At 43.6% G+C, this 21,803-nt stretch carries 16 protein-coding genes and 1 riboswitch; of the genes, 9 read left to right on the forward strand and 7 right to left on the reverse strand.

Going from position 1 to position 21,803, the window contains the following annotated elements; all coding sequences use genetic code 11:
- Positions 1 to 13: 13 nt before the first annotated feature.
- On the reverse strand, positions 14 to 259 hold the full coding sequence (locus AACR09_RS04390) for a YciN family protein (RefSeq protein WP_004736440.1): 246 nt from the start codon (positions 257 to 259) through the stop codon (positions 14 to 16).
- A gap of 439 nt (positions 260 to 698) precedes the next feature.
- Here AACR09_RS04390 and topA point away from each other — a divergent pair, with 439 nt between their 5' ends.
- The 4 genes from topA to AACR09_RS04410 all read left to right on the forward strand — a co-directional run bounded on the left by topA (position 699) and on the right by AACR09_RS04410 (position 7,611).
- Positions 699 to 3,329 carry a type I DNA topoisomerase gene (gene topA / locus AACR09_RS04395; protein WP_017095683.1) on the forward strand — a complete coding sequence of 877 codons (2,631 nt, stop codon included), beginning with the start codon at positions 699 to 701 and terminating at the stop codon, positions 3,327 to 3,329.
- A 525-nt stretch (positions 3,330 to 3,854) separates the two neighbouring features.
- On the forward strand, positions 3,855 to 5,084 hold the full coding sequence (gene glgC, locus AACR09_RS04400; protein ID WP_076648142.1) for a glucose-1-phosphate adenylyltransferase: 1,230 nt from the start codon (positions 3,855 to 3,857) through the stop codon (positions 5,082 to 5,084).
- Positions 5,074 to 6,528, forward strand: a complete 1,455-nt coding sequence (glgA, locus tag AACR09_RS04405) for a glycogen synthase GlgA (RefSeq protein WP_193836052.1) — start codon at positions 5,074 to 5,076, stop codon at positions 6,526 to 6,528. The genes glgC and glgA overlap by 11 nt, the downstream gene beginning before the upstream one ends.
- A 285-nt stretch (positions 6,529 to 6,813) precedes the next feature.
- Positions 6,814 to 7,611 carry an alpha/beta fold hydrolase gene (locus AACR09_RS04410; protein ID WP_193836053.1) on the forward strand — a complete coding sequence of 266 codons (798 nt, stop codon included), beginning with the start codon at positions 6,814 to 6,816 and terminating at the stop codon, positions 7,609 to 7,611.
- A 139-nt stretch (positions 7,612 to 7,750) separates the two neighbouring features.
- Here AACR09_RS04410 and AACR09_RS04415 read toward each other — a convergent pair whose 3' ends face one another.
- The 5 genes from AACR09_RS04415 to torD form a co-directional block, all read right to left on the reverse strand.
- Positions 7,751 to 8,068 (reverse strand): putative signal transducing protein, encoded by a 318-nt coding sequence (locus AACR09_RS04415; protein ID WP_193836054.1) that lies wholly within the window; start codon positions 8,066 to 8,068, stop codon positions 7,751 to 7,753.
- 70 nt (positions 8,069 to 8,138) lie between these two features.
- Entirely contained in the window at positions 8,139 to 8,819 is a 681-nt protein-coding gene (locus AACR09_RS04420) for a TVP38/TMEM64 family protein (protein ID WP_004736447.1), read from the reverse strand.
- Positions 8,820 to 8,954: 135 nt separating this feature from the next.
- Positions 8,955 to 9,545: a TfoX/Sxy family DNA transformation protein gene (locus tag AACR09_RS04425; protein ID WP_004736448.1), complete on the reverse strand. Its 591-nt coding sequence runs from the start codon at positions 9,543 to 9,545 to the stop codon at positions 8,955 to 8,957.
- A 127-nt stretch (positions 9,546 to 9,672) separates the two neighbouring features.
- Positions 9,673 to 9,758: riboswitch (cyclic di-GMP riboswitch) on the reverse strand.
- A 170-nt stretch (positions 9,759 to 9,928) separates the two neighbouring features.
- Complete coding sequence (gene purR, locus AACR09_RS04430) at positions 9,929 to 10,933, reverse strand: HTH-type transcriptional repressor PurR (protein WP_193836055.1); 1,005 nt, start codon at positions 10,931 to 10,933, stop codon at positions 9,929 to 9,931.
- A 316-nt stretch (positions 10,934 to 11,249) separates the two neighbouring features.
- Positions 11,250 to 11,897: a molecular chaperone TorD gene (gene torD, locus AACR09_RS04435; RefSeq protein ID WP_017085859.1), complete on the reverse strand. Its 648-nt coding sequence runs from the start codon at positions 11,895 to 11,897 to the stop codon at positions 11,250 to 11,252.
- A 284-nt stretch (positions 11,898 to 12,181) separates the two neighbouring features.
- On the opposite strand from torD, the gene torR reads away from it, so the two are divergent.
- Entirely contained in the window at positions 12,182 to 12,895 is a 714-nt protein-coding gene (gene torR, locus AACR09_RS04440; protein ID WP_193836056.1) for a two-component system response regulator TorR, read from the forward strand.
- 244 nt (positions 12,896 to 13,139) lie between these two features.
- Here the strand turns inward: torR and elyC are convergent, their stop codons facing one another.
- Complete coding sequence (elyC, locus tag AACR09_RS04445; protein WP_029222038.1) at positions 13,140 to 13,994, reverse strand: envelope biogenesis factor ElyC; 855 nt, start codon at positions 13,992 to 13,994, stop codon at positions 13,140 to 13,142.
- Between the two features lie 115 nt (positions 13,995 to 14,109).
- Here elyC and cmoM point away from each other — a divergent pair, with 115 nt between their 5' ends.
- The 4 genes from cmoM (at position 14,110) to mukB (ending at position 21,602) form a co-directional block, all read left to right on the forward strand.
- On the forward strand, positions 14,110 to 14,895 hold the full coding sequence (gene cmoM / locus AACR09_RS04450; protein ID WP_076668908.1) for a tRNA uridine 5-oxyacetic acid(34) methyltransferase CmoM: 786 nt from the start codon (positions 14,110 to 14,112) through the stop codon (positions 14,893 to 14,895).
- A 125-nt stretch (positions 14,896 to 15,020) separates the two neighbouring features.
- On the forward strand, positions 15,021 to 16,358 hold the full coding sequence (gene mukF / locus AACR09_RS04455; protein ID WP_017078171.1) for a chromosome partition protein MukF: 1,338 nt from the start codon (positions 15,021 to 15,023) through the stop codon (positions 16,356 to 16,358).
- The gene (mukE, locus tag AACR09_RS04460; RefSeq protein ID WP_017085861.1) at positions 16,339 to 17,145 is read left to right on the forward strand and encodes a chromosome partition protein MukE; all 807 of its coding nucleotides are present in this window, start codon (positions 16,339 to 16,341) and stop codon (positions 17,143 to 17,145) included. Before mukF ends, mukE begins: the two co-directional genes overlap by 20 nt.
- A complete protein-coding gene (gene mukB / locus AACR09_RS04465) occupies positions 17,142 to 21,602 on the forward strand; it encodes a chromosome partition protein MukB (protein WP_193836057.1) in 4,461 nt (1,486 codons plus the stop codon). The genes mukE and mukB overlap by 4 nt, the downstream gene beginning before the upstream one ends.
- Positions 21,603 to 21,803: the final 201 nt, after the last annotated feature.

Genomic DNA, 21,803 nt, shown 5'->3' on the forward strand with positions numbered 1-21,803 from the left:
GCAAGCTTTTTCGTTATTGCTGAAGCGTAAATTCTTTTGAAAGATGGTGCGCTAAGTATTTAAACATGTTAAATACTGCGGTTGTATTCTCTGTCGGCATTCCATTGCTGTCTAAGAAGTATTCACCTTTGAAGATGAGGACATCGTCTTTTTCTACTACGCTGTTTGCGCGCATGCCTTCAATGTAGTCATCATGTGATTGGATAATTTGGTTTGCGATAAGCAGTAAATCAAATTCTGCTATTACTTTCTTTGTCATGAGTTTATCTCTGATAACTGAATATAACGTTGAGTTTATGGTGTCGAACTAGAAATTCAATGATTTCACAACCGATTAATAGAGTCTTTTTAAACATCCACAATTTATTTTGTGATTTACGGCAAAAATAATTGAATGGGGCTCGCGTTAGATTCGCGGACAAGCTTAGTATGAGCCCGTTTAGACGTAATGCCTGATGAATAGGCTCTTGCAAGTATTCTTAGTGAGTACTTTATAGCTTCTTTATATTGTGCCCCTTTTCTCTATGAGTCGTCGAATTGTCGAGCGATCAGATCCAATTTTGAAAAAAGCGGTTGATCTTCTAGTAATCTCGCACAATAGTAAAAAAAGAAGCAATGAATTTAGAATATCATGCGTAAAAGCCCACAAGCTAAATTGTTGGTGCTGAAGCATCGTGATTAAGGACGTTAGAGTCAATATGGGTAAATCGCTCGTTATAGTGGAGTCGCCAGCCAAGGCTAAAACTATCAATAAATATCTTGGCAAAGACTTTGTCGTTAAGTCGAGTGTAGGTCACGTACGTGATTTACCAACGGCGGGTCAAAGTACTGGTCAAAAGGCTGCTGCAGTTTCAACCAAGGGTATGAGCCCAGAAGATAAAGCTCGTATCAAGAAAGAAAAAGATCGCAAAGCTCTCATTAAAAAGATGGGTATCAACCCATATCAAGAGTGGGAAGCGAACTACCAAATTTTACCTGGTAAAGAAAAAGTCGTTGCTGAATTGCAAAAACTGGCTGAGAACGCAGACCATGTTTATCTCGCAACCGATTTGGACCGCGAAGGAGAAGCTATCGCATGGCACCTTCGTGAGATCATCGGTGGCGATGAAACGCGATACAAACGAGTGGTTTTTAACGAAATCACTAAAAATGCTATTCAACAAGCTTTTGAAACTCCAGGAGAGCTAAACATTGATGGCGTAAACGCACAACAAGCACGACGTTTTATGGACCGTGTTGTTGGCTTTATGGTGTCACCACTGCTTTGGAAGAAAGTAGCACGAGGCCTGTCCGCTGGCCGTGTTCAATCAGTCGCTGTAAAACTACTGGTTGAGCGTGAGCGCGAGATCAACGCTTTTATCCCCGAAGAGTTCTGGGATGTGCATGCTGATACCAAAACAGCAGAGAAAACAGATTTCAGACTGCAAGTCGCTCAGAAAGACGGCGTTGCGTTTAAACCTGATAATGAAGCGCAAACACAAGCTGCAGTTAGCGTTTTAGAAAAAGCTCAATACGAAGTATGTAAACGTGAAGACCGCCCAACTAAGAGTAAGCCGTCTGCCCCTTACATCACGTCTACGCTGCAACAAGCGGCGAGTACGCGTCTTGGTTACGGCGTGAAGAAAACCATGATGTTGGCTCAACGTTTGTATGAAGCGGGTTACATCACTTATATGCGTACTGACTCAACCAACTTGAGTTCAGAAGCTGTTGAAGCCGCTCGTGAATACATTGGTTCTGAGTACGGCGAGCAATATCTTCCACCTAAAGCACTTGTATACGGCAGCAAAGAGGGCGCTCAAGAGGCCCACGAAGCGATTCGTCCTTCAAGTGTAGATGTTAAGTCGGAAGACCTAAACGGTGTAGACGCAGACGCACACAAGCTATATTCACTGATTTGGAATCAATTCGTTGCTTGTCAAATGACACCTGCGCAATACGATTCAACGACAGTAAGCGTTAAAGCGGATGAGTACACGTTAAAAGCGAAAGGCCGTATTCTTAAGTTTGACGGTTGGACTCGCGTTCAACGTCCAATGGGCAAAAATGAAGATACTATTCTTCCTGCTGTGCAGGTTGGTGAAAAGCTAGACTTAATCGCACTCGACCCTAAACAGCACTTCACTAAGCCACCAGCACGTTTCACTGAAGCTGCGCTGGTTAAAGAGCTTGAGAAGCGCGGTATTGGTCGTCCTTCAACTTACGCATCAATCATCTCGACGATTCAAGATCGCGGTTATGTAAAAGTTGAACAGCGCCGTTTCTATGCTGAGAAGATGGGTGAAATTGTTACTGACCGTCTAGATGGCAGTTTCAATGATCTAATGAACTATGACTTTACTGCTCGTATGGAGCAGAAGTTAGACCAAATTGCAGAAGGCGAAGCAAGCTGGAAAGGCGTGCTAGATAACTTCTTCGAAGACTTTACTGGCGATTTGGAAAAAGCGGATCTAGACGAAGACGCTGGTGGCATGAAGCCAAATCATATCGTAGAAACCGATATTGAGTGTCCAACTTGTAGCCGTAAAATGGGTATTCGTACAGCTTCGACAGGCGTATTCCTAGGTTGTTCTGGTTATGCACTTCCACCAAAAGAGCGTTGTAAGACAACAATCAACCTTGGTGATGAAGAAGGTATTATCAACGTTCTTGAAGAAGACGTTGAAACAGCAGCACTTCGAGCGAAAAAGCGTTGTCCTATTTGTGAAACGGCAATGGATGCTTATCTGATTGATGATAAGCGTAAGATGCACGTGTGTGGTAACAACCCTAACTGTGAAGGTTATGTGGTTGAACACGGTGAATTCAAAGTCAAAGGCTACGATGGTCCACTTGTTGAGTGTGACAAATGTGGTTCTGACATGGTTCTGAAGAATGGTCGTTTCGGTAAATACATGGACTGTACGAGTGAAGATTGCAAGAACACTCGTAAGATTCTGAGAAATGGCGAAGTAGCGCCACCTAAAGAAGACCCAGTGCATTTCCCTGAACTTCCATGTGAAAACTCAGATGCGTACTTCGTACTTCGTGACGGTGCTTCTGGTCTATTTATGGCAGCGAGCAACTTTCCTAAATCACGTGAAACACGTGCGCCATTAGTGGAAGAGCTGGTGCGTTTTAAAGACCGTATTTCACCTAAATTCCAATACCTGACATCAGCACCAGTTGCTGATCCTGATGGCAAGCCGACAGTCGTTCGTTTTAGTCGTAAGACAAAAGAGAACTACGTTCGTACTGAAGCGGATGGTAAACCATCTGGTTGGACTGCGTTGTACATCGATGGTAAGTGGGAAATTACGGATAAACGTAAAAAGCCTAAAGAGAAGTAACTGAACGTTATTTGAAAAAAAAACAGCCATTAGGCTGTTTTTTTTTGACCAAAATACGACTAATTATGCGACTGGTTGATTTGGTGTATTGATTGCGAGAATTTATTAAATTCACAGGGTAAAATAAATGGAGATGATTAATTATATCTTCTTATGCAACTTTAACGAGAATGTAACTTAATTCAAATATTGTAACTCAAAGATCAGTGTTTAGTTGTATACCTGATGTGTGACGGGTGTTAATGTAATGTTTCGCCCGCACGGTGTAGTGTGAGCTGCTTTAAGTCTTAGGAAAGCAATCAGCTTACATAGCACAGAATGGCGTATTAAAAATTGAAATCGACCGAAAAGTCGATAACGTATATAAAACCAAGTGCAAAGAATAGTGCACGCATAACAACGTTTGGCTTAGGATATTGTCACTGTATGTGAATGAATATTCGTTAAGTACCGAAATAAGTGTTAGTGCTCATCCCCCAGAGGAAGACACCTCTACGAGTACTGACATCGACAAGCTATAGATATATGGAGAATAAAATGGCTGGTGTATTGGGAATGATTCTTGCTGGTGGTGAAGGCTCTCGCTTAAGACCTTTGACTGAATCTCGCAGCAAACCCTCGGTTCCTTTCGGTGGTAGTTACCGCTTAATTGATTTCGCTTTGAACAACTTCGTTAATGCTGATCTTATGAAGATCTACGTATTAACACAATTTAAGTCACAATCTCTGTTCCACCACATGAAAAAAGGTTGGAATATCAGTGGCATCACAGATCGTTTTATCGACCCAATTCCTGCGCAAATGCGTAAAGGAAAGCGTTGGTATGAAGGCACAGCAGATGCTATCTACCAAAATATGGGTTTTATGGAGCTGGAAGAACCTGATCAAGTCTGTATTTTTGGTTCTGACCATATCTATAAAATGGACATCAAACAAATGCTTGATTTCCATAAAGAAAAGAAAGCAGCGTTAACCGTTTCTGCACTGCGTATGCCGCTTGCTGAAGCATCAGAGTTCGGTGTTATCGAGGTGGATGCTGAAGGCCGTATGATTGGCTTTGAAGAGAAACCTGCAAACCCTAAGTCGATTCCGGGAGACCCAGAGTCAGCGCTCGTTTCAATGGGCAACTACGTGTTTGAAGCGAAAGAACTTTTTGCTGAACTCACGGAAGATGCAGATAAACCTGAATCTTCACATGACTTCGGGAAAGACATTATTCCAAACATGTTCCCACGTGGTGATGTGTTTGTTTATGATTTCAGCACCAACCGTATTACTGGTGAGAAAGAAGAAGTTTACTGGCGCGATGTAGGTACGATTGATGCGTACTGGCAAGCACATATGGACCTTCTTAAGAAAGATGCACCATTCTCGCTATACAACCGTAAATGGCCTCTACACACTTACTATCCGCCACTACCACCAGCTACATTTACTGACTCGGCTAATGGTCGAATTCAGATCATTGATAGCCTTGTGTGTAGCGGTAGTTACGTACGTGGTTCGCGTATTGAAAAGAGTGTATTAGGCTTCCGCAGCAATATCGCATCAGCGTGTGATATTAGTGAGAGTATTTTATTAGGTGATGTGAAGGTGGGCGAGGGTTGTATACTTCGTCGCGTTATCATTGATAAAGATGCAGACATCGCACCAGGCACTCAAATTGGTGTAAACCTGACAGAAGACAAAAAGCATTACCACGTATCTGACGATGGTGTAGTTGTTATTTCTAAAGGAGCACGAGTTGGTTACTAAAACTCTCTCGGTACTTTTTGTAGCGTCTGAAGTTGAAGGCTTGATTAAAAGTGGTGGCTTGGCTGATGTAGCCAAGGCACTGCCGAAAGCGTTACAAACACTCGAACAGGGAGTTCGAGTGACTATCCCCGCGTATAGAAACATTCCAAACATTGATGCAGCCGAAGTCATTTTATCGACCGAGCTCGATCATTGGCCTCATACCGCTTACCAAGTCAAAAAACTGAGTGTAGAAGGTGTTCAAGTTTTTGGTATCGAATGTGCCAAATATTTCGACCGTCCAGAAATGTACGCAGAAAATAATCAAGCTTACGCAGATAACGGAGAGCGTTTCTCGTTCTTCAGTGCAGCCTGCCTTGATATGCTTCCTAAGCTTGGCTTCCAACCTGATATCATTCATGTAAATGACTGGCATACAGGCTTTGTTCCTTTTTTGCTTAAATTACGTTATCAACAACATGATTTCTTTGAAAATACGCGCAGTGTTATCTCAATTCATAACGCAGTTTTCAAAGGTGTGTTCGCATACGATGAACTGCAATTTCTACCAGAAATGCATAGCTACAATGTGCCTGAAGCTTCAGTGAGTGACACGCATGTCACAATGCTGAGAGCCGGCGTGATGTGTGCTGATAAGGTGAACGCAGTCAGTCCAACGTATGCCGAGGAGTTGAAAACGGAATTAGGCAGTCATGGTATGGCAGCAGAATTCCAGTACAGATCCGCGGATCTTTTTGGCATTTTGAATGGTTGTGATTACGGAGCTTGGAACCCGGAAACGGACGCTTTCCTCCCTCGTAAATTCAAAGCGACAAAGCACAGCATGGTTCGTGGGAAGTCAGCTTGTAAGCAAAAACTGCAGCAAGATGTTGGCCTCCCCGTCACCGATTGTGCGGTTTATGGCATGGTTTGTCGTTTGACTAATCAGAAAGGTGTTCATTACTTACTGCCTATCATCGAACAGTTTTTGAAAAACGATCTTCAGATCGTGATTGTCGGTACTGGTGATCCAGTTTTAGCGAGTCAGCTGAAAGAGCTGTCGGCACTTCACTCAGATAAGTTCTCGTTTGTAGAAGCGTATAATAATGAGCTTGCGCACTTAGTTGAAGCGGGTTCTGATTTCTTCTTGATGCCTTCGGAGTTCGAACCTTGTGGCTTAAACCAAATCTACAGCATGGCTTACGGTACGTTACCGATTGTTCGCTCTGTGGGCGGTTTAAAAGACAGTGTGAATGATTACGATCAGGATCCCGAGATAGCGACCGGCTTTGCTTTTGAAGAGCCAACACCGCAAGCGTTACTGGCAGTATTGCATCGTTCATTACTACTTTATGCACAAAATCCCGCTGAAATTAAACGTGTTCAACTTTACGCGATGCAACAAGATTTTAGTTGGGAAGATGCGGCAAAAGAATATCTTACGATGTACCATTCTGCATTTTAACGTGCTGAATTAGCTGTAAAATAAGCTGATGTATAACAACTGAACTTAATAGTAGAAGGCGCTCTGATAGTAGAGTGCCTTTTTGTTTTCTGGTCAGATCACATCACGTTTAGGAAGAGAAAACTTGCAAACTCATTTTAGTCAGGTAGAAAAGGTGGGGTAGGTATTCACATGACTAATGTTAGGTTTGACACTATTATCACTTAAATTTCTTGATTGCGTGATATCCTTAGCCATCGCCTTGTGATGAGGCAGAGCTCCATTCCAATAATTAAAGCGATAGGTATGTCTGAGAGTTTACTATTTCATAAAACATTTACTCACCCTACGAGCGATGAGTGGGTTGTATTTGTGCATGGCGCAGGAGGCAGTTCCTCCATTTGGTTTAAGCAGATCAAAGCGTATAAACAGCACTTCAACTTGCTTCTCATTGATTTGAGAGGGCATGGTAAATCAGACAACATCCTCAAAGAGCTGATTTCGAATCGTTATACGTTCAAAGCGGTAACGCTCGATATTCTTAAGGTGTTAGACCATCTGAAAATCCGTTCTGCACACTTTGTAGGCATGTCTTTGGGCACGATTATTGTCCGTAATGTCGCAGAGCTAGCGGCTGGCCGAGTACGTTCAATGGTGCTAGGTGGTGCCGTGACCAAACTCAACACTCGCTCTCAAGTCTTAATCAAGTTGGGTAACTTGAGTAAGCACATCATTCCTTATATGTGGTTATACAGCCTTTTCGCTTACGTTGTGATGCCACAAAAAAGCCAAAAAGAATCACGTCACCTGTTTATCCGCGAAGCCAAAAAGCTGTGCCAAAAAGAGTTTAAACGCTGGTTTATCCTTACGGCTGATGTGAACCCATTGATGAAGTACTTCAAAGACCGAGAGTTGCCGATTCCAACTTTGTATTTGATGGGCGAGCGCGACTACATGTTCATCAAGCCAGTAAAAGAAATGGTACAAGCGCATAAGTCGAGTGAGTTGGTAGAAATTGCCAACTGTGGGCATGTGTGTAACGTAGAAAACCCTGAAGAATTCAATCAACGATCTATCGCTTTTATTCAAAAGCAAATTCAGTGATTCTTTAGCAGAACAGATGCTCGAATAGAATTGAAACAAAAACGGGAAGCTAATTTTAGCTTCCCGTTTTTATTTGGAGGAGGTATCTGACCGAGTTGTTAGATAAGGCCGTTGGAGCCACTTTACCTTTCAAAACCTGCTATTCAGGTGAAGCAGCACCGCACTGCCAACAAGAACCGAATTGTGCTTCGTTGACTTCATGACATTCTGCGCAACGCCACTCTTCATAAATGATCGAATCTTGCTGTTTCTGGTAGTCATTAACAACTGCCCGGGCTTTGTTCGCCAATTCTGGTTCATATAACCATACGTAAGGGTCAGTTTCTTCGGTAAATGGGATTTCCCCTTTCAAACCGAACAACCCTTCACCACGGACTTCACACGCAATATTCACACTTTCTAGTAATCCACAGATGATGTGGGCTTCTGTCGGATTCGATGCACTGAAGATTTTCATTGAGATAGAACCTTATCTGGCTATATGCGTTATTTAGCTATTATAAGTATACGTTACTCAGTGATATACGTTATTCAGCCACAGGTGCTGAGCGAAATTTATTCATCAACCATTTAGCAATGATTGGGAATACACCCAGTAAGGCAAATGACAAAAGTACTGAAGGGGACACTATCCCCGAAAGTGAATCAATTTCTGCGAGCTGAGTACCAGCATTCAAGAAAACAGCGGTACCCGGTAACATCCCGATTTGACTCGTAATGTAGTAACGACTCACGGACATCGGTGTTAGACCCATCAACAGGTTGATAAGGAAAAATGGGAATACAGGAATCAGACGCAGAGAAAACAAGTAAAATGCTCCGTCTTTTTCAACGCCCTTGTTAATCGTAGCTAATTTGTCACCAAATTTGGTTTGGATCCAGTCACGTAACAGGTAGCGGCTACTTAAAAATGCGAGAGTTGCACCAATGGCACTGGCGAAAGAGACCAGCAGCAAACTATTCCAGAAACCAAATAGCGCAGCTCCTAACAGGGTCACAACAGCAGCACCAGGAATTGAGAAAGCAGTAATCATTACATATGCGACAAAATAGATAGCAGCGGCAGCAATGAAGTTGCTATCAATGTAGTCATTTAAAACGGCTTGTTGGGCCTTGGCATTTTCAAGCGTTAGGTATTGGCCGAAATTGACGCCTAACAAGACGATGGTTACGACCAACACAATACCCAATATCATTTTCTTACTCATTGATACTTCCTCTAAATTTTCAATGTATACCATTAGTATAGATAGACAGGCAAAGCATAGATTAACTTTCAGCAGATATAAAAAAAGCCGCAGTAAATGCGGCTTAGTTATGTAGATAGTTTTTCACTTGTAATGTTAATTGACGCGATTGATAAGCTCTTCACGACGCTGCTGCGGTATAACAGACCAATGTGTGCCATTGATCGCGCCTTCTAGCGCCCAAAGTAGTTCAATACTGACAGAAGACGCATGTGATTCTTTGATGGCGTTAAATGCGTTTACAGAGCCAGATTCATATAAACGTTCTACGGAATCGATCCCTGCTTTTTTCAACATACGCTCAGTGGCGAGTCGAAGGTTGGGCAGATCTTTGAGTCGAGTAGGCTTAGCTGAAGATTGCTCAGCTTTTTCTTCTTTAGCAAAACCCAGAGACGTCGTTGCAAGCTGCAAGATTTTCTCTTGGTCTTGCCACAGGCCTTCAGGTAAAGCGAAATATTTAGTAACGACAGGGAAACCACGTTTTTTGTAGACGTACGGTTGAAACCCTTGTTGTTCGAACTGTTTCGTTGTGCATTTGTCTGCTCGTATGTGCAGCTGGTCATTTACAACCAGAGCAAACATAGTGTCATCAGCAAAAAGACCGAAGCCACCAAACATCGAGCGTGATTTTATTTTTCCTAGGGATTCAAATAATTTCATTGAATCCTTTAGTATCGGTTTATCCATGTTATTTATCTCGGTGTATTTGAACTACGCCACCAAATAAGCAGGTCCGAGAGATTAGCAAAATGTTGCAATTAAATTGTCAATTAGCCGTAAATTACTAAATTATTAGTAGTTACTGCATTTTGCCATCGGTAACCCCGCTACCATACCAACGAGTGGTTTAGGCCGGAAGCTTTGCGTCTCACTCTTTCAAGTGATTTGCCCTGTGCGTGACTGATTGAATAGAATAAAGTTTTTGTTGAATGAGGCTCACACTTGTTATTTCAAAATGTGATATTGCTTCAATTAATGATCTTTCCAGTATGATACCAGGTTCATTCATGTTGTTGATAAAAAAAGCGCACCTAAAGGTGCGCTTAATTATATTAAACTGAATTTATCAATTAATTTAACCTTTTAACTGTGCTTCGCTCAACAATTTCAGGATGCATTTCGAACACACGCTTTTCATGGTCTTTATCTTTAATGCGTTCTAACAAAATTTCGAAAGCGTTCTTACCAACACGACGTTTGGGTTGGTGAACCGTTGTTAACGGCGGAGAGAAGTATTCAGCCAACTCGATGTTGTCATAGCCGATCACTGAAATATCTTCAGGGATACGAATTCCTTTCTCTTGCAACCTGCTCATTAGGCCAAGTGCCATCGTGTCGTTAAAACAGAATACTGCCGTTGGGCGATCTACCATCTTAATGATTTTCTCTGCAGCAAGAACCGCAGTATCACACTCGAAGTTACCTTCAATGATCATGTTATCATCGGCAGCAATCTTAGCTTCGTTGAGTGCGCGTTTGTAACCCGCGATGCGTTCAACACATGCCGCTTTGTCTAAGTGGCCACTTAAACAAGCAATCTTGGAGTGACCGTGATCAATGAGGTATTTGGTCGCTAGGTAACCACCTTCCTCAGAGTTGTCGATGATCTTATCTGCTTGAGAACTCTCAGGGCCCCAATCCATAATCACTTTAGGGATGTCAGCGTGACGATCTAACATGCCTCTCAGTTCTTCAGTTAGGTCAGAACACATAACTAAGATGCCATCTACACGTTTCTCTGCAAGCATTCGAATGTAGTCACGTTGCTTCTCATAGATACCGCCCGTATTACACAGGATCAAAGTGTAACCTTGACGGTAGCAGTAGCTTTCAACACCATCGATAACTTCAGAGAAGAATAGGTTAGTTGATTGAGTAACTAGCATGCCGATAGTGCGGGTTGTATTGCACTTCAAACTACGAGCAACGGCACTTGGTGCATAGTTCAGTTCGTCTACGGCTTTATTTACTTTTTCTTGCGTCGCTTCTGCAACAAAGCGAGTTTTGTTGATTACGTGAGAAACGGTTGTTGTTGATACGCCTGCTAAGCGAGCGACATCTTTTATAGTGGCCATGGTTTTATCCTATTAGAAGCTACTTTCCCAAAGTACGGAATGAAGTAGCCGTTAAGCTACCTAACTAAGAGCTTAAATTTGTAGGGCTCTTTGGGTACTAAAGTGCTAAAAAACAAAAAACCGCTATTGAGCGGCTTGTCTTAACACCGAAATGCTCAAAACTATAATAAGCATAGCATTTCGTGAATGTTTCATATTTTATCGTTTGCGGTCACAATTTTAGACTGACTAGAAATTACTCGCAATAAAATTCACCCGGAAATCCGGGTGAATTGTCACATTCTTCTGAATTTATTTAACGAGTCATCCAATAAGCTTATTCACCAGCAAGGTATTGGGTGTCCAATTTACAGAATGCAAGTAGCAGAGATGAGACTGATGCGTAGAAACCGAATTCGTCAACGTCATGACATTTAACGTTGAACTTTGGTACCCAAGTAAGAAGTTGTTGCTCGATAAATTGCTGTTGAACAATGAACGATTTTTCTAGCTCTTCTTCAAGTTCCGTTTCATTAGAACGGATGATCAAGTTGCCAAGGAAGTCGAGTGCGATAGCGATGTGGTCAGCTGGTTCTTTTAGATCTTGGTTCACCACTAAGTTGTGCTTAGCCATGATCTCTTCCATATCTTTTGCTGGCTTATCATTCAAAAGGCCAGTCTCACCGATATACATAGAAGCGTAAGGAAGTGCTCCATGCTTATCTGTTTTTAAGAATAAGTCACAGAAGTCAGCAGACAATTCTAGTTGAGCATCTTCACGCGTTTGTAGGCGGTTTAGCGCATCCACTAGGCTATCGATCGCCGGCTTTAGTGTTTCATTTTCGCCTAAACCAGTTAGGAAAGAACGAATTTCAACAGAGTGGTAGTGATCGAGTTCTTCTTGAGTGATCTCTTTAGCGAATAAGCTTGATAGCCACCAGTATATTTCTGCTCTTTGCTCGTTGAACGCTTTCGTATCTTTCATTTCTTAGATCCTGATTTAGTCTTGTGGTGTTACTTATACGCATCTTGAAGTCACTTGTGCAAAGCACACCAAGGCTGAATAACAAGGTTATTTGCGAAACGCAAAGTTACTCGTTAGTGGTAATGCCTATATTGAATTGCGATGGACGATAAATAGCAAGGTTTAAGATTGTCTTGTATCAAAAAAGATCCATGTTTCTGGCTTTTATCTTGTGTACCACTAGAATTGTTACGAGTTATGAATAGAATAGTCACTGAAACTATTAAATAAGAAAAGTGGTGTAGATGAGCTATCACGTATTAGTCGTAGAAGATGATGTGGTAACCCGCAGTAAACTGGTCGGATACTTCCAGAACGAAGGTTACACAGTAAGCGAAGCAGAAAGCGGCGCTCAAATGAGAAACGTGTTAGAAGAAAACAACGTTGACCTCATTATGCTGGACATCAACTTACCAGGCGAAGATGGATTGATGCTAACTCGCGAATTACGCAGTCAATCAGACATTGGAATTATTTTAGTTACTGGACGCACGGATAGCATCGACAAAATCGTTGGCCTTGAAATGGGCGCTGACGATTACGTTACTAAACCCTTCGAACTTCGCGAGTTATTGGTTCGAGTTAAAAACCTACTTTGGCGCATTTCTGCCGCTCGTAAAACAGCAACAGGTAAGGTTGAAGAGACTGAAGACGAATCTGTGGTTCGTTTTGGTGAGTGGACGTTTGATATCCCTCGTCGTGCGCTAAGCAAAAACGGCGAACCGGTCAAACTGACTAAAGCTGAATATGAACTGTTGGTTGCGCTCTCTTCTTATCCTAACCAGGTATTAAGTCGTGAACGCATTCTGAATATGATCAGTCACCGAGTGGATGCTCCAAACGATCGAACTATCGATGTGTTAATCCGTCGTATGCGTGCGAAGATGGAGTTTGACCCTAAGAATCCACAAATTTTTGTAACGGTTCACGGTGAAGGTTACATGTTCGCTGGTGATTGATTTCCTTTAGGAATGACTAATCAACAACGATATTTAAACGTAAAAAGCCGAGACATCATTGATGTCTCGGCTTTTTTATTGCTTAGCTTTTACTGTTTACGAACTGGAAACCTGCAAATTACTTGGTTAATCAGTTTTGCCTATCTGGCCGAACCTACAGATAAGACCATTTCTACAGGTAATACTATGTCTACAGGTAATACTATGTCTACTGATAAAATTCAGTTTACTTATTCGGTTGAGTTTATTGAGGCTGCGCCGCAGAAATACCACCGTCATCTTCAACTAAGCGAGATGTTTCAGGAACAACAATGGGTTCTTCAACGGTGTCATTGCTTGTATCAAGCCAATCACGCAGGCTTTGCCACATCAACCCCATTGTTTCGTGCCAGTAACGCTCAGTTTGCTCAAGGTAAAGAGCTTTAGGCATGTACTTATTCCAAGGTTCAACAATCCCTTCTTGTGCAAGGTAATTGGTTGGGGCTGGTAATGGCTTCATGCCAGCTGCATGGAATTCATTCAATGCGCGAGTCATATGGCTAGCGGAAGTTACCAGTACCATTCTTTTATTTTTAACGAACGCAGCGGCTTGTCGGGCTTCTTCCCATGTGTCTTTCGCTGTTTCAAGCAGAATGATATCGGGCTTTGCGACACCTAGTGCCAACGCAACTTTGGCCATCATTCTAGCATTGCTCACTTCAGTGCCTGCGCCATAGCCAGACAAAATGAGTTTTGCACCAGGGTAAAGGCGTAGAATCCGAATCCCTTCACTTAAACGCATTAGACCGGTGCGACTAAGCTCTGATGTTGGTGGGATTTGGTCGTCTACGACGTGACCACTTCCGAGAACCATCACGTAATCGACGGTTTCATCGACAGGTAAAAAAGCGGTGTGTTGCCTTTCCATTGGCATTAAAAGTTGACTAGAAACTGGCTGGAAAGCGATTAGGAAAATACCACATAGGGCTGAAAGGGTGATTAGGCAACCCGTCTTCCTTTTGGTAGTAAACATCACTAGGGCTAAACCCAGAAAAGCGAGAATTAACATTGCTGGCAGTGGCATCAGTAACGAAGACACTACTTTTTTCAGCTCAAACATATCCGAATAGTCCGAAAAAACATCACTTAGTAGTAAAAAGAGACATCGCCTCTTTATTCCTGAAATTCCTGTGACAGAATAGCAGGCACGATAGGACATAATAACTCAAGTAGCCGTGACTGAAGACCGTAATTTCGACGATATTGCCCACAAATTTGCAAAAAATATTTACGGCTCTGACAAAGGAGAGATCCGTCAGATCATCGTATGGGAAGATTTAGAACAAGCTTTGAGCAAATTTGAGCAATCAGCTTCGCCGCTGCATGTGCTTGATGCTGGAGGCGGCCTTGCGCAGATGTCGCAAAAAATTGCGTCGCTTGGGCATAACGTTTCTCTTTGTGATCTCTCTTCTGAGATGCTTAAGCTTGCACAAGAAAGTATCAACGAAGCGGGTTTGTTAGAACAGTATCGGTTTATTCATTCTCCGGTTCAAAAAGTGGCAGAACACCTTGAAGGCCAAGTCGATTTTGTGATGTTTCATGCCGTAATGGAATGGTTAGCCGATCCTAAAGAGGCGCTTGATTTATTACTGGAACAAGTAAAACCCGGTGGTGTTGCCTCGATAATGTTTTACAACCACCACGGATTAGTCCTGAAAAATGTGATTTGTGGCAACATTCCTCATGTATTGAATGGGATGCCACATCGAAAACGGTTTAAGCTGCAACCACAAAAAGGCTTGAAGCCAGAAGAGGTTTATCAATGGATAGAAGACGCCGGTCTAGAAATCTGTGGTAAATCAGGCATTCGTTCCTTCAGTGACTACATAGGTAATATGGAGTACATGGGCGATTACCAATTTGAAGATGTATTGGAACTAGAAAAACAGCTATGTCGCCAAGAGCCATATCTGTCGCTAGGCCGTTATATTCACGTTTGGGCTCAAAAACCTGCGCAATAACAGCGGTGAATGTGGTAAAAGAAGCCACAACATGCGCTATGCAATCGTAACAAGCCCGCGTCATAAAGAAATAGGCGTCATATCTAATACGTTCGATATGACGAAGAACAGTAACAGGAACCACAATGAGTGAAATGACTCAAACTGCCGAAGAGCAGCCAATTGATGAGTTGGTGGGCTGGGTCAAGCAGCATGATTTTTCATTAAACTTGCCACCAGAGCGTTTAGCATTTTTAATTGCTATCGCAGTACTAAGCAATGAAAGGTTCGATGAAGAGTTGGGCGAAGGTGAACTGCACGATGCATTTACCATTGTCACTCGACTGTTTGAAGATACTGGCGAAGCGTCTGCGTTTCGTGCCAACAATGCCATCAATGAGCTAGTTAAACAGAAGTTGATCAGCCGCTTTACCAGTGAAATCACCGATGGTGCGAGTATCTACCGCTTATCACCATTGGCCGTTGGTATCTCTGATTATTACTTACGTCACCGTCAGTTCTCTAAATTAAAACTGTCTATTCAGCTTTCTATGGTTGCCGATGAGATGGCAAAAGCCATTGAAGCTGCGCAGAAGGGCGGAACTCCGGGGCATTGGAAAAAGAACGTTTACGGCGTGCTCAAATATTCAGTTGGTGAAATTTTCGATCAGATTGATCTTAACCAACGTGTTATGGATGAGCAGCAACAAACCGTTAAGCAGCAAATTGCCGACCTTTTAAATAAGGACTGGCGAGAAGCGATTAATAACTGTGAAGCTTTGCTATCAGAAACTTCTGCGACGCTAAAAGAATTGCAAGATACCTTGCAAGCGGCGGGTGATGAACTGCAAACACAGATCCTCGATATTCAAGAAATTGTTTACGGTGACGATGAACTCGAGTTCGTTGGCGAAACCCTGTTCGGTTTGCAAATGAAGCTTGACCGAATCACCAGTTGGGGTCAGCAAGCAATCGACTTGTGGATCGGCTACGACCGCCACGTTCACAAATTTATCCGTACCGCTATCGATATGGATAAAAACCGTGCCTTTAGCCAGCGCTTGCGTCAGTCAGTCACAGACTACTTTGATGCGCCTTGGTTATTGACCTACGCCGATGCTGAGAAGCTGACCGATCTTCGTGATGAAGCGCTCGTGCTTCGTGATGATGAAGTGATGGGACAAGCGCCAATCGACGTTGAGTACGAAGAATTTGAGCAAGTGAATGATCTGCTTTCAGAACGAATTGCAGAGATGTTAAAAGCTCACAAACAGCAAGGCGCGCCAATTGACCTTGGCCTTGTGCTACGCGATTACCTCGCAGCACACCCTCGCACACACCATTTTGATTTAGCCAGAATTGTTGTCGACCAAGCCGTGCGCTTAGGTTACTCAGAGTCTGACTATCAGGCTATTCAGCCGGATTGGCAGGCAATCAACGATTTCGGTGCAAAGGTACAAGCAAATGTCATTAACAAGTACTGATGATTACATGCCAGAGAAACTGGTAAAAGCGATAGCGAACCCGTTGTTCCCTGCGCTAGATAGCATGCTGCGTTCGGGTAAGCATGTTTCAACAGAAGATCTAGACAACCACGCGTTGCTTTCTGATTTCGAAGTGGAACTTCAGCATTTTTACCAACGCTACAATACGGAACTGGTAAAAGCGCCGGAGGGTTTCTTCTACCTGCGTCCGCGTTCTACATCTCTGATTGGCCGTAGTGTGTTGTCTGAATTAGACATGCTGGTTGGTAAGGTGTTGTGTTTCTTATACCTAAGCCCAGAACGTCTTGCTCATGAAGGTATCTTCACCAATCAAGAACTGTTTGATGAATTGATGTCGTTAGCGGATGAGAAAAAGCTCATGAAGCTAGCAACGAACCGCGCATCTGGTTCTGACTTAGACAAAGAAAAGCTCTTTGAAAAAGTACGTACTTCTTTGCGTCGTTTACGCCGTATCGGCATGCTGATTGCGATTGGTGAAACCGGCAAGTTCCGTATCAGCGAAGCGGTATTCCGCTTTGGCGCTGACGTTCGTGTTGGCGACGATATGAAAGAAGCGCAATTACGTCTTATCCGTGATGGTGAAGCTGTGGTTCATACCCAAGAGCCTAATCAAGGTAGTTTGTTGAATGAAGAACAAGCGGAAGCTGTATCAGAACTAGACCTAGACGTAGATGAAAACGGTCAACAAGACATTTTTAACGATCAAGCCGGTTTTGACCTTGAGTCAAATGATGGCGAACAAACAAAAGTAGAAGGTGAAGCATGATTGAAAGAGGTAAGTATCAATCATTAACCATGATCAACTGGAACGGCTTCTTTGCACGTACTTTTGATATTGATGGATTGGTTACAACGCTTTCTGGCGGCAACGGTGCAGGTAAGTCGACCACAATGGCGGCATTCATCACAGCACTGATCCCTGACCAAAGCCTTCTGCATTTCCGTAACACAACGGAAGCGGGCAGTTCACAGTCGTCACGCGATAAAGGCCTTTACGGTAAACTTCAGCCGGGCGCATGTTATGCCGCGCTAGATGTTGTGAACTCTCGTAATCAGCGTCTACTGTTTGCAGTAAAACTGCAGCAAGTAGCGGGTCGTGATAAGAAAGTAGACATCAAACCGTTCGTAATCCAAGGCCTTCCAAGCCATGTAAAACCAACGGATGTGTTGATTCAGAACGTTTCAGACAGCCATGCTCGCGTGTGTCAGTTAAACGACGTAAAAGCGGCGGTTGCACAATACGAAGGCGCGCACTTTAAAGCGTTTTCTTCGATTGTTGATTACCACTCACAGATGTTTGAATACGGTGTAGTACCGAAGAAATTGCGTAACAGCAGCGACCGTTCTAAGTTCTACCGCTTAATTGAAGCATCACTTTACGGTGGTATTTCTAGTGCGATTACGCGTTCTCTGCGTGATTACCTTCTACCGCAAAATGGTGGCGTGAAGAAAGCATTCCAAGACATGGAATCAGCACTGCGTGAAAACCGCATGACGCTAGAAGCGATCAAAACGACTCAGTCGGATCGTGACTTGTTCAAGCACTTGATCACTGAATCTACGAACTACGTGGCAGCAGATTACATGCGCCATGCCAACGATCGTCGCAACAAGCTTGATCAAACTATGAAATTCCGTGGTGAACTGTTTGGTTCTCGCGAAACCTTGCTTGATCAAAACAACTTGTTGAACCGCGTTCAAGAAGAGCTTGAGCTGTTGGTCGATCAAGAATCGGCACTAGAGCAAGATTATCAAGCGGCTTCGGATCATCTTCAATTGGTTCAAACTGCACTTCGTCAGCAAGAGAAAATTGCTCGCTACAGTGAAGATCTAGAAGAGCTGAATGAGCGTCTAGAAGAACAGATGATGGTAGTTGAAGAAGCTCAAGAGCGAGTACTTCTTGCTGAAGAGCAGGCAACCATTACTGAAGAAGAAGTGGATAGCCTGAAAACTCAGCTTGCTGACTACCAACAAGCGTTGGATGTTCAGCAGACTCGTGCGCTTCAATACCAGCAAGCGGTTCAAGCATTAGAGAAAACTAAGCAGCTACTTGGTGATGAGTCTATTACTGCAGAAAGCGCATTAACTCTGGTTTCTGAGCTAAAAGAACAAGAAGAATCAAGCACTCAAACGTTACTGTCGACTAAGCATAAACTAGACATGTCTTCTGCTGCGTCTGCGCAGTTCGACAAAGCGCTGTCTTTGGTTAAGAGCATCGTTGGTGACGTTGAGCGTAAAGAAGCGTCTAACAGTGCTAAGCAAGCGTTAGAAAAAGGCCGTAACGCAAAACACGTCGTTGAAAACGAACAACAGTGGCGTGCTCAGCACCGTGACATGGCTCGTGATGTGGCGCAGCAGCGTCAAGCAAAAGAGCTTGCGACTGAATACCAAAAGCAACACAACATCTCACTGACTGACGAAGCGGTTTTCGATGAAGAACGTGAACGCCATGCAATGCAGATCGAGTCTCTTGAGTACGCTCAAGAAGAGCTGCGTGAAGCGAAGAGTGAGCAACGTCGTGTGCAACAAAACCACGACCAAGAGATTCAAAAACTTGAGTCTATTGCCCCTGCGTGGATCACGGCGAACGATGCACTTGAAGCCCTAAGGGATCAAACAGACGCTGAGCTAGAAGATAGCCAAGCAGTAATGACTCAAATGCAGCAAGTGCTTGAAGACGAAAAATCTCAAGCGGTAGCGAAAGATCAATTGGCGACGCGCCGTTCTGAACTTGAGCAAGAGATTGAACGCTTAGCTTCTCCGGGTGGCTCTAACGATCCTCGTTTGAAAGGTTTAGCAGATACGCTTGGTGGCGTTCTGCTTTCTGAAATATATGACGACATTACCATTGGTGATGCACCGTATTTCAGTGCGATGTACGGTCCTGCTCGTCATGCGATTGTGGTCTCTGATCTTGATGATATTAAAGAGAAGCTGGTGGATCTTGATGATTGTCCAGATGACCTTTACATCCTTGAAGGCGATGTCGATGCATTTGATGACAGCTCATTCAATGCTGATGAGTTAGAGGGCGCGGTGTGTGTTCAGCTGAACGATCGCCAAATGCGTTATTCTCGTTTCCCTGAGATCCCATTGTTTGGCCGTGCGGCTCGTGAACAACGTTTAGAGAAATTGCGTGAAGAGCGTGATGTTGTTGTGGAAAACCACGCGAAAGCGGCGTTTGATGCACAAAAGCTGAATCGCCTATACCAAGCATTCAATAGCTTTGTTGCTAAGCACTTACACGTTGCATTTAACGCCGACCCTGAACAGGCACTAGTGTCTATTCGTGACAAGCGTAACCAGATTGTACGTTCTTTGGCTGAATTAAACTCTAAAGAGCAACAGCAACGTAGTCAGCTACAACAGAGTAAACAAGCGTTGGGTGCGCTAGACAAATTAGCACCAATGGTTCGTATTTTAGAAGACGAAACATTGGCTGAACGCCTAGCTGAATTAGAAGCGCAACTAGAGCGCTTGAGCGAAGCTAAGTCGTACTTGAACAACCATGGCAAAGCACTTGCTTCGTTAGAGCAGATTGTTTCTGCACTAGACGCAGACCCTGAACAGTTCGAGACACTGGAAGCACAATACCAACAAGCTGACCAAGCTCTACAAAGCTTGAAAGGTAAAGTGTTTGCTCTGTCTGACTTGATTGAACGTCGTCACTACTTTGCCTATGCGGATTCTGTTGATCTTCTAAACAAGAGCAGCGAACTGAGCGAGCAATTGAAAGCGAAGTTGGTGCAAGCAGAACAAGCAAGAACCAAAGGCCGTGATGGCTTCAAGCAAGCTCGTGAACAGATGAATCAGTACAATCAAGTATTGGCAGCACTGAAGAGCTCACATCAAGCGAAACAAGAAACGGTTCAAGAGTTCAAACAAGAGCTTCAAGAGTTTGGCGTAAATGCTGATGAAGGCGCTGAAGAACGTGCTGTACGTCGTCGTGACGAGCTTCAAGAGCGTTTGCACACATCTCGCAGCCGTAAGAGTGAATACGAGCGTACCATTACGTCAACTGAACTTGAGATGAAAGCCTTGGCTAAGCGTCTTAAGAAAGTTCAGAAAGAATACACAGAGCTTCGTACCTTCGTTGTTGCAGCAAAAGCAGGCTGGTGTTCAGTACTTCGCTTAGCTCGTGAGAATGATGTTGAACGTCGTCTGCATAAACGTGAACTGGCTTATCTAACGGCGGGCGAGCTTCGCTCCATGTCGGATAAATCACTGGGTGCGCTACGTCTGGCGGTAGCCGACAATGACGACCTGCGTGATTCGCTGCGTTTATCTGAAGACAACGCGCATCCAGAGCGTAAAGTTCTGTTCTACATTGCGGTTTACCAACACCTTCGTGAGCGTATTCGCCAAGACATCATTCATACGGATGATCCGGTTGAAGCAATCGAAGAGATGGAAGTGGAGCTAGCTCGACTAACAGAAGAATTGACGCAGCGTGAAAATCGCCTGGCAATCAGCTCTGAGTCCGTAGCAAGCATTATCAAGAAAACGATTCAGCGCGAGCAGAACCGTATTCGAATGCTGAACCAAGGTTTGTCTAACATTTACTTTGGTCAGGTTAAAGGCGTACGTCTGAACGTTAAGATCCGTGAAAGCCACGAGATCTTGCTATCAGGGCTAGCGACTCAACAAGAGCAACACAAAGACTTGTTTGAATCAACGCGCTTTACCTTCTCTGAAGCGATGGCGAAACTGTTCCAACGTGTGAACCCACATATCGATATGGGTCAACGTTCTCCGCAAGTTCTGGGTGAAGAGCTACTGGATTACCGTAACTACCTAGAGCTGAGTGTTGAAGTTAACCGTGGTTCAGATGGTTGGTTACAAGCGGAATCAGGCGCACTGTCTACGGGTGAGGCGATCGGTACAGGTCAGTCAATCCTATTGATGGTTATTCAGAGCTGGGAAGAGGAATCTCGTCGACTTCGCAGTAAAGACATCGTTCCATGTCGTTTGTTGTTCCTTGATGAAGCAGCGCGTCTGGATTCTAAATCGATCTCTACGCTGTTTGAACTTTGTGACCGTTTGGGTATGCAACTTCTGATTGCAGCACCTGAAAACATTAGCCCAGAGAAAGGTACAACCTACAAACTGGTTCGTAAGGTCTTCAAAGACCACGAACACGTACATGTTGTTGGCCTGCGCGGTTTTGCTCAAAACAAACCAGCATCTCCAGTTCAAGAGCTTATCGAAGAAGCTGAGCAATAAGCTTGATAGCTGAGCTATAACCTTGATAGCTTAGCTATAAGCTCGAAAGCGACTCAATGATATTTATTCAAAGCCCCTAATCATTAGGGGCTTTTTTGTATCTCGAATCTAATTTTCTGCATTCAAACTGCATTCAAACTGCATTCAAACTCTTCATCCAATCCACTCTCATAATTACTGATAGACCACTCATACCTTATG

Origin of the sequence: Vibrio sp. OPT20, assembly GCF_963889365.1 — a bacterium.
Classification (GTDB): domain Bacteria; phylum Pseudomonadota; class Gammaproteobacteria; order Enterobacterales; family Vibrionaceae; genus Vibrio; species Vibrio splendidus.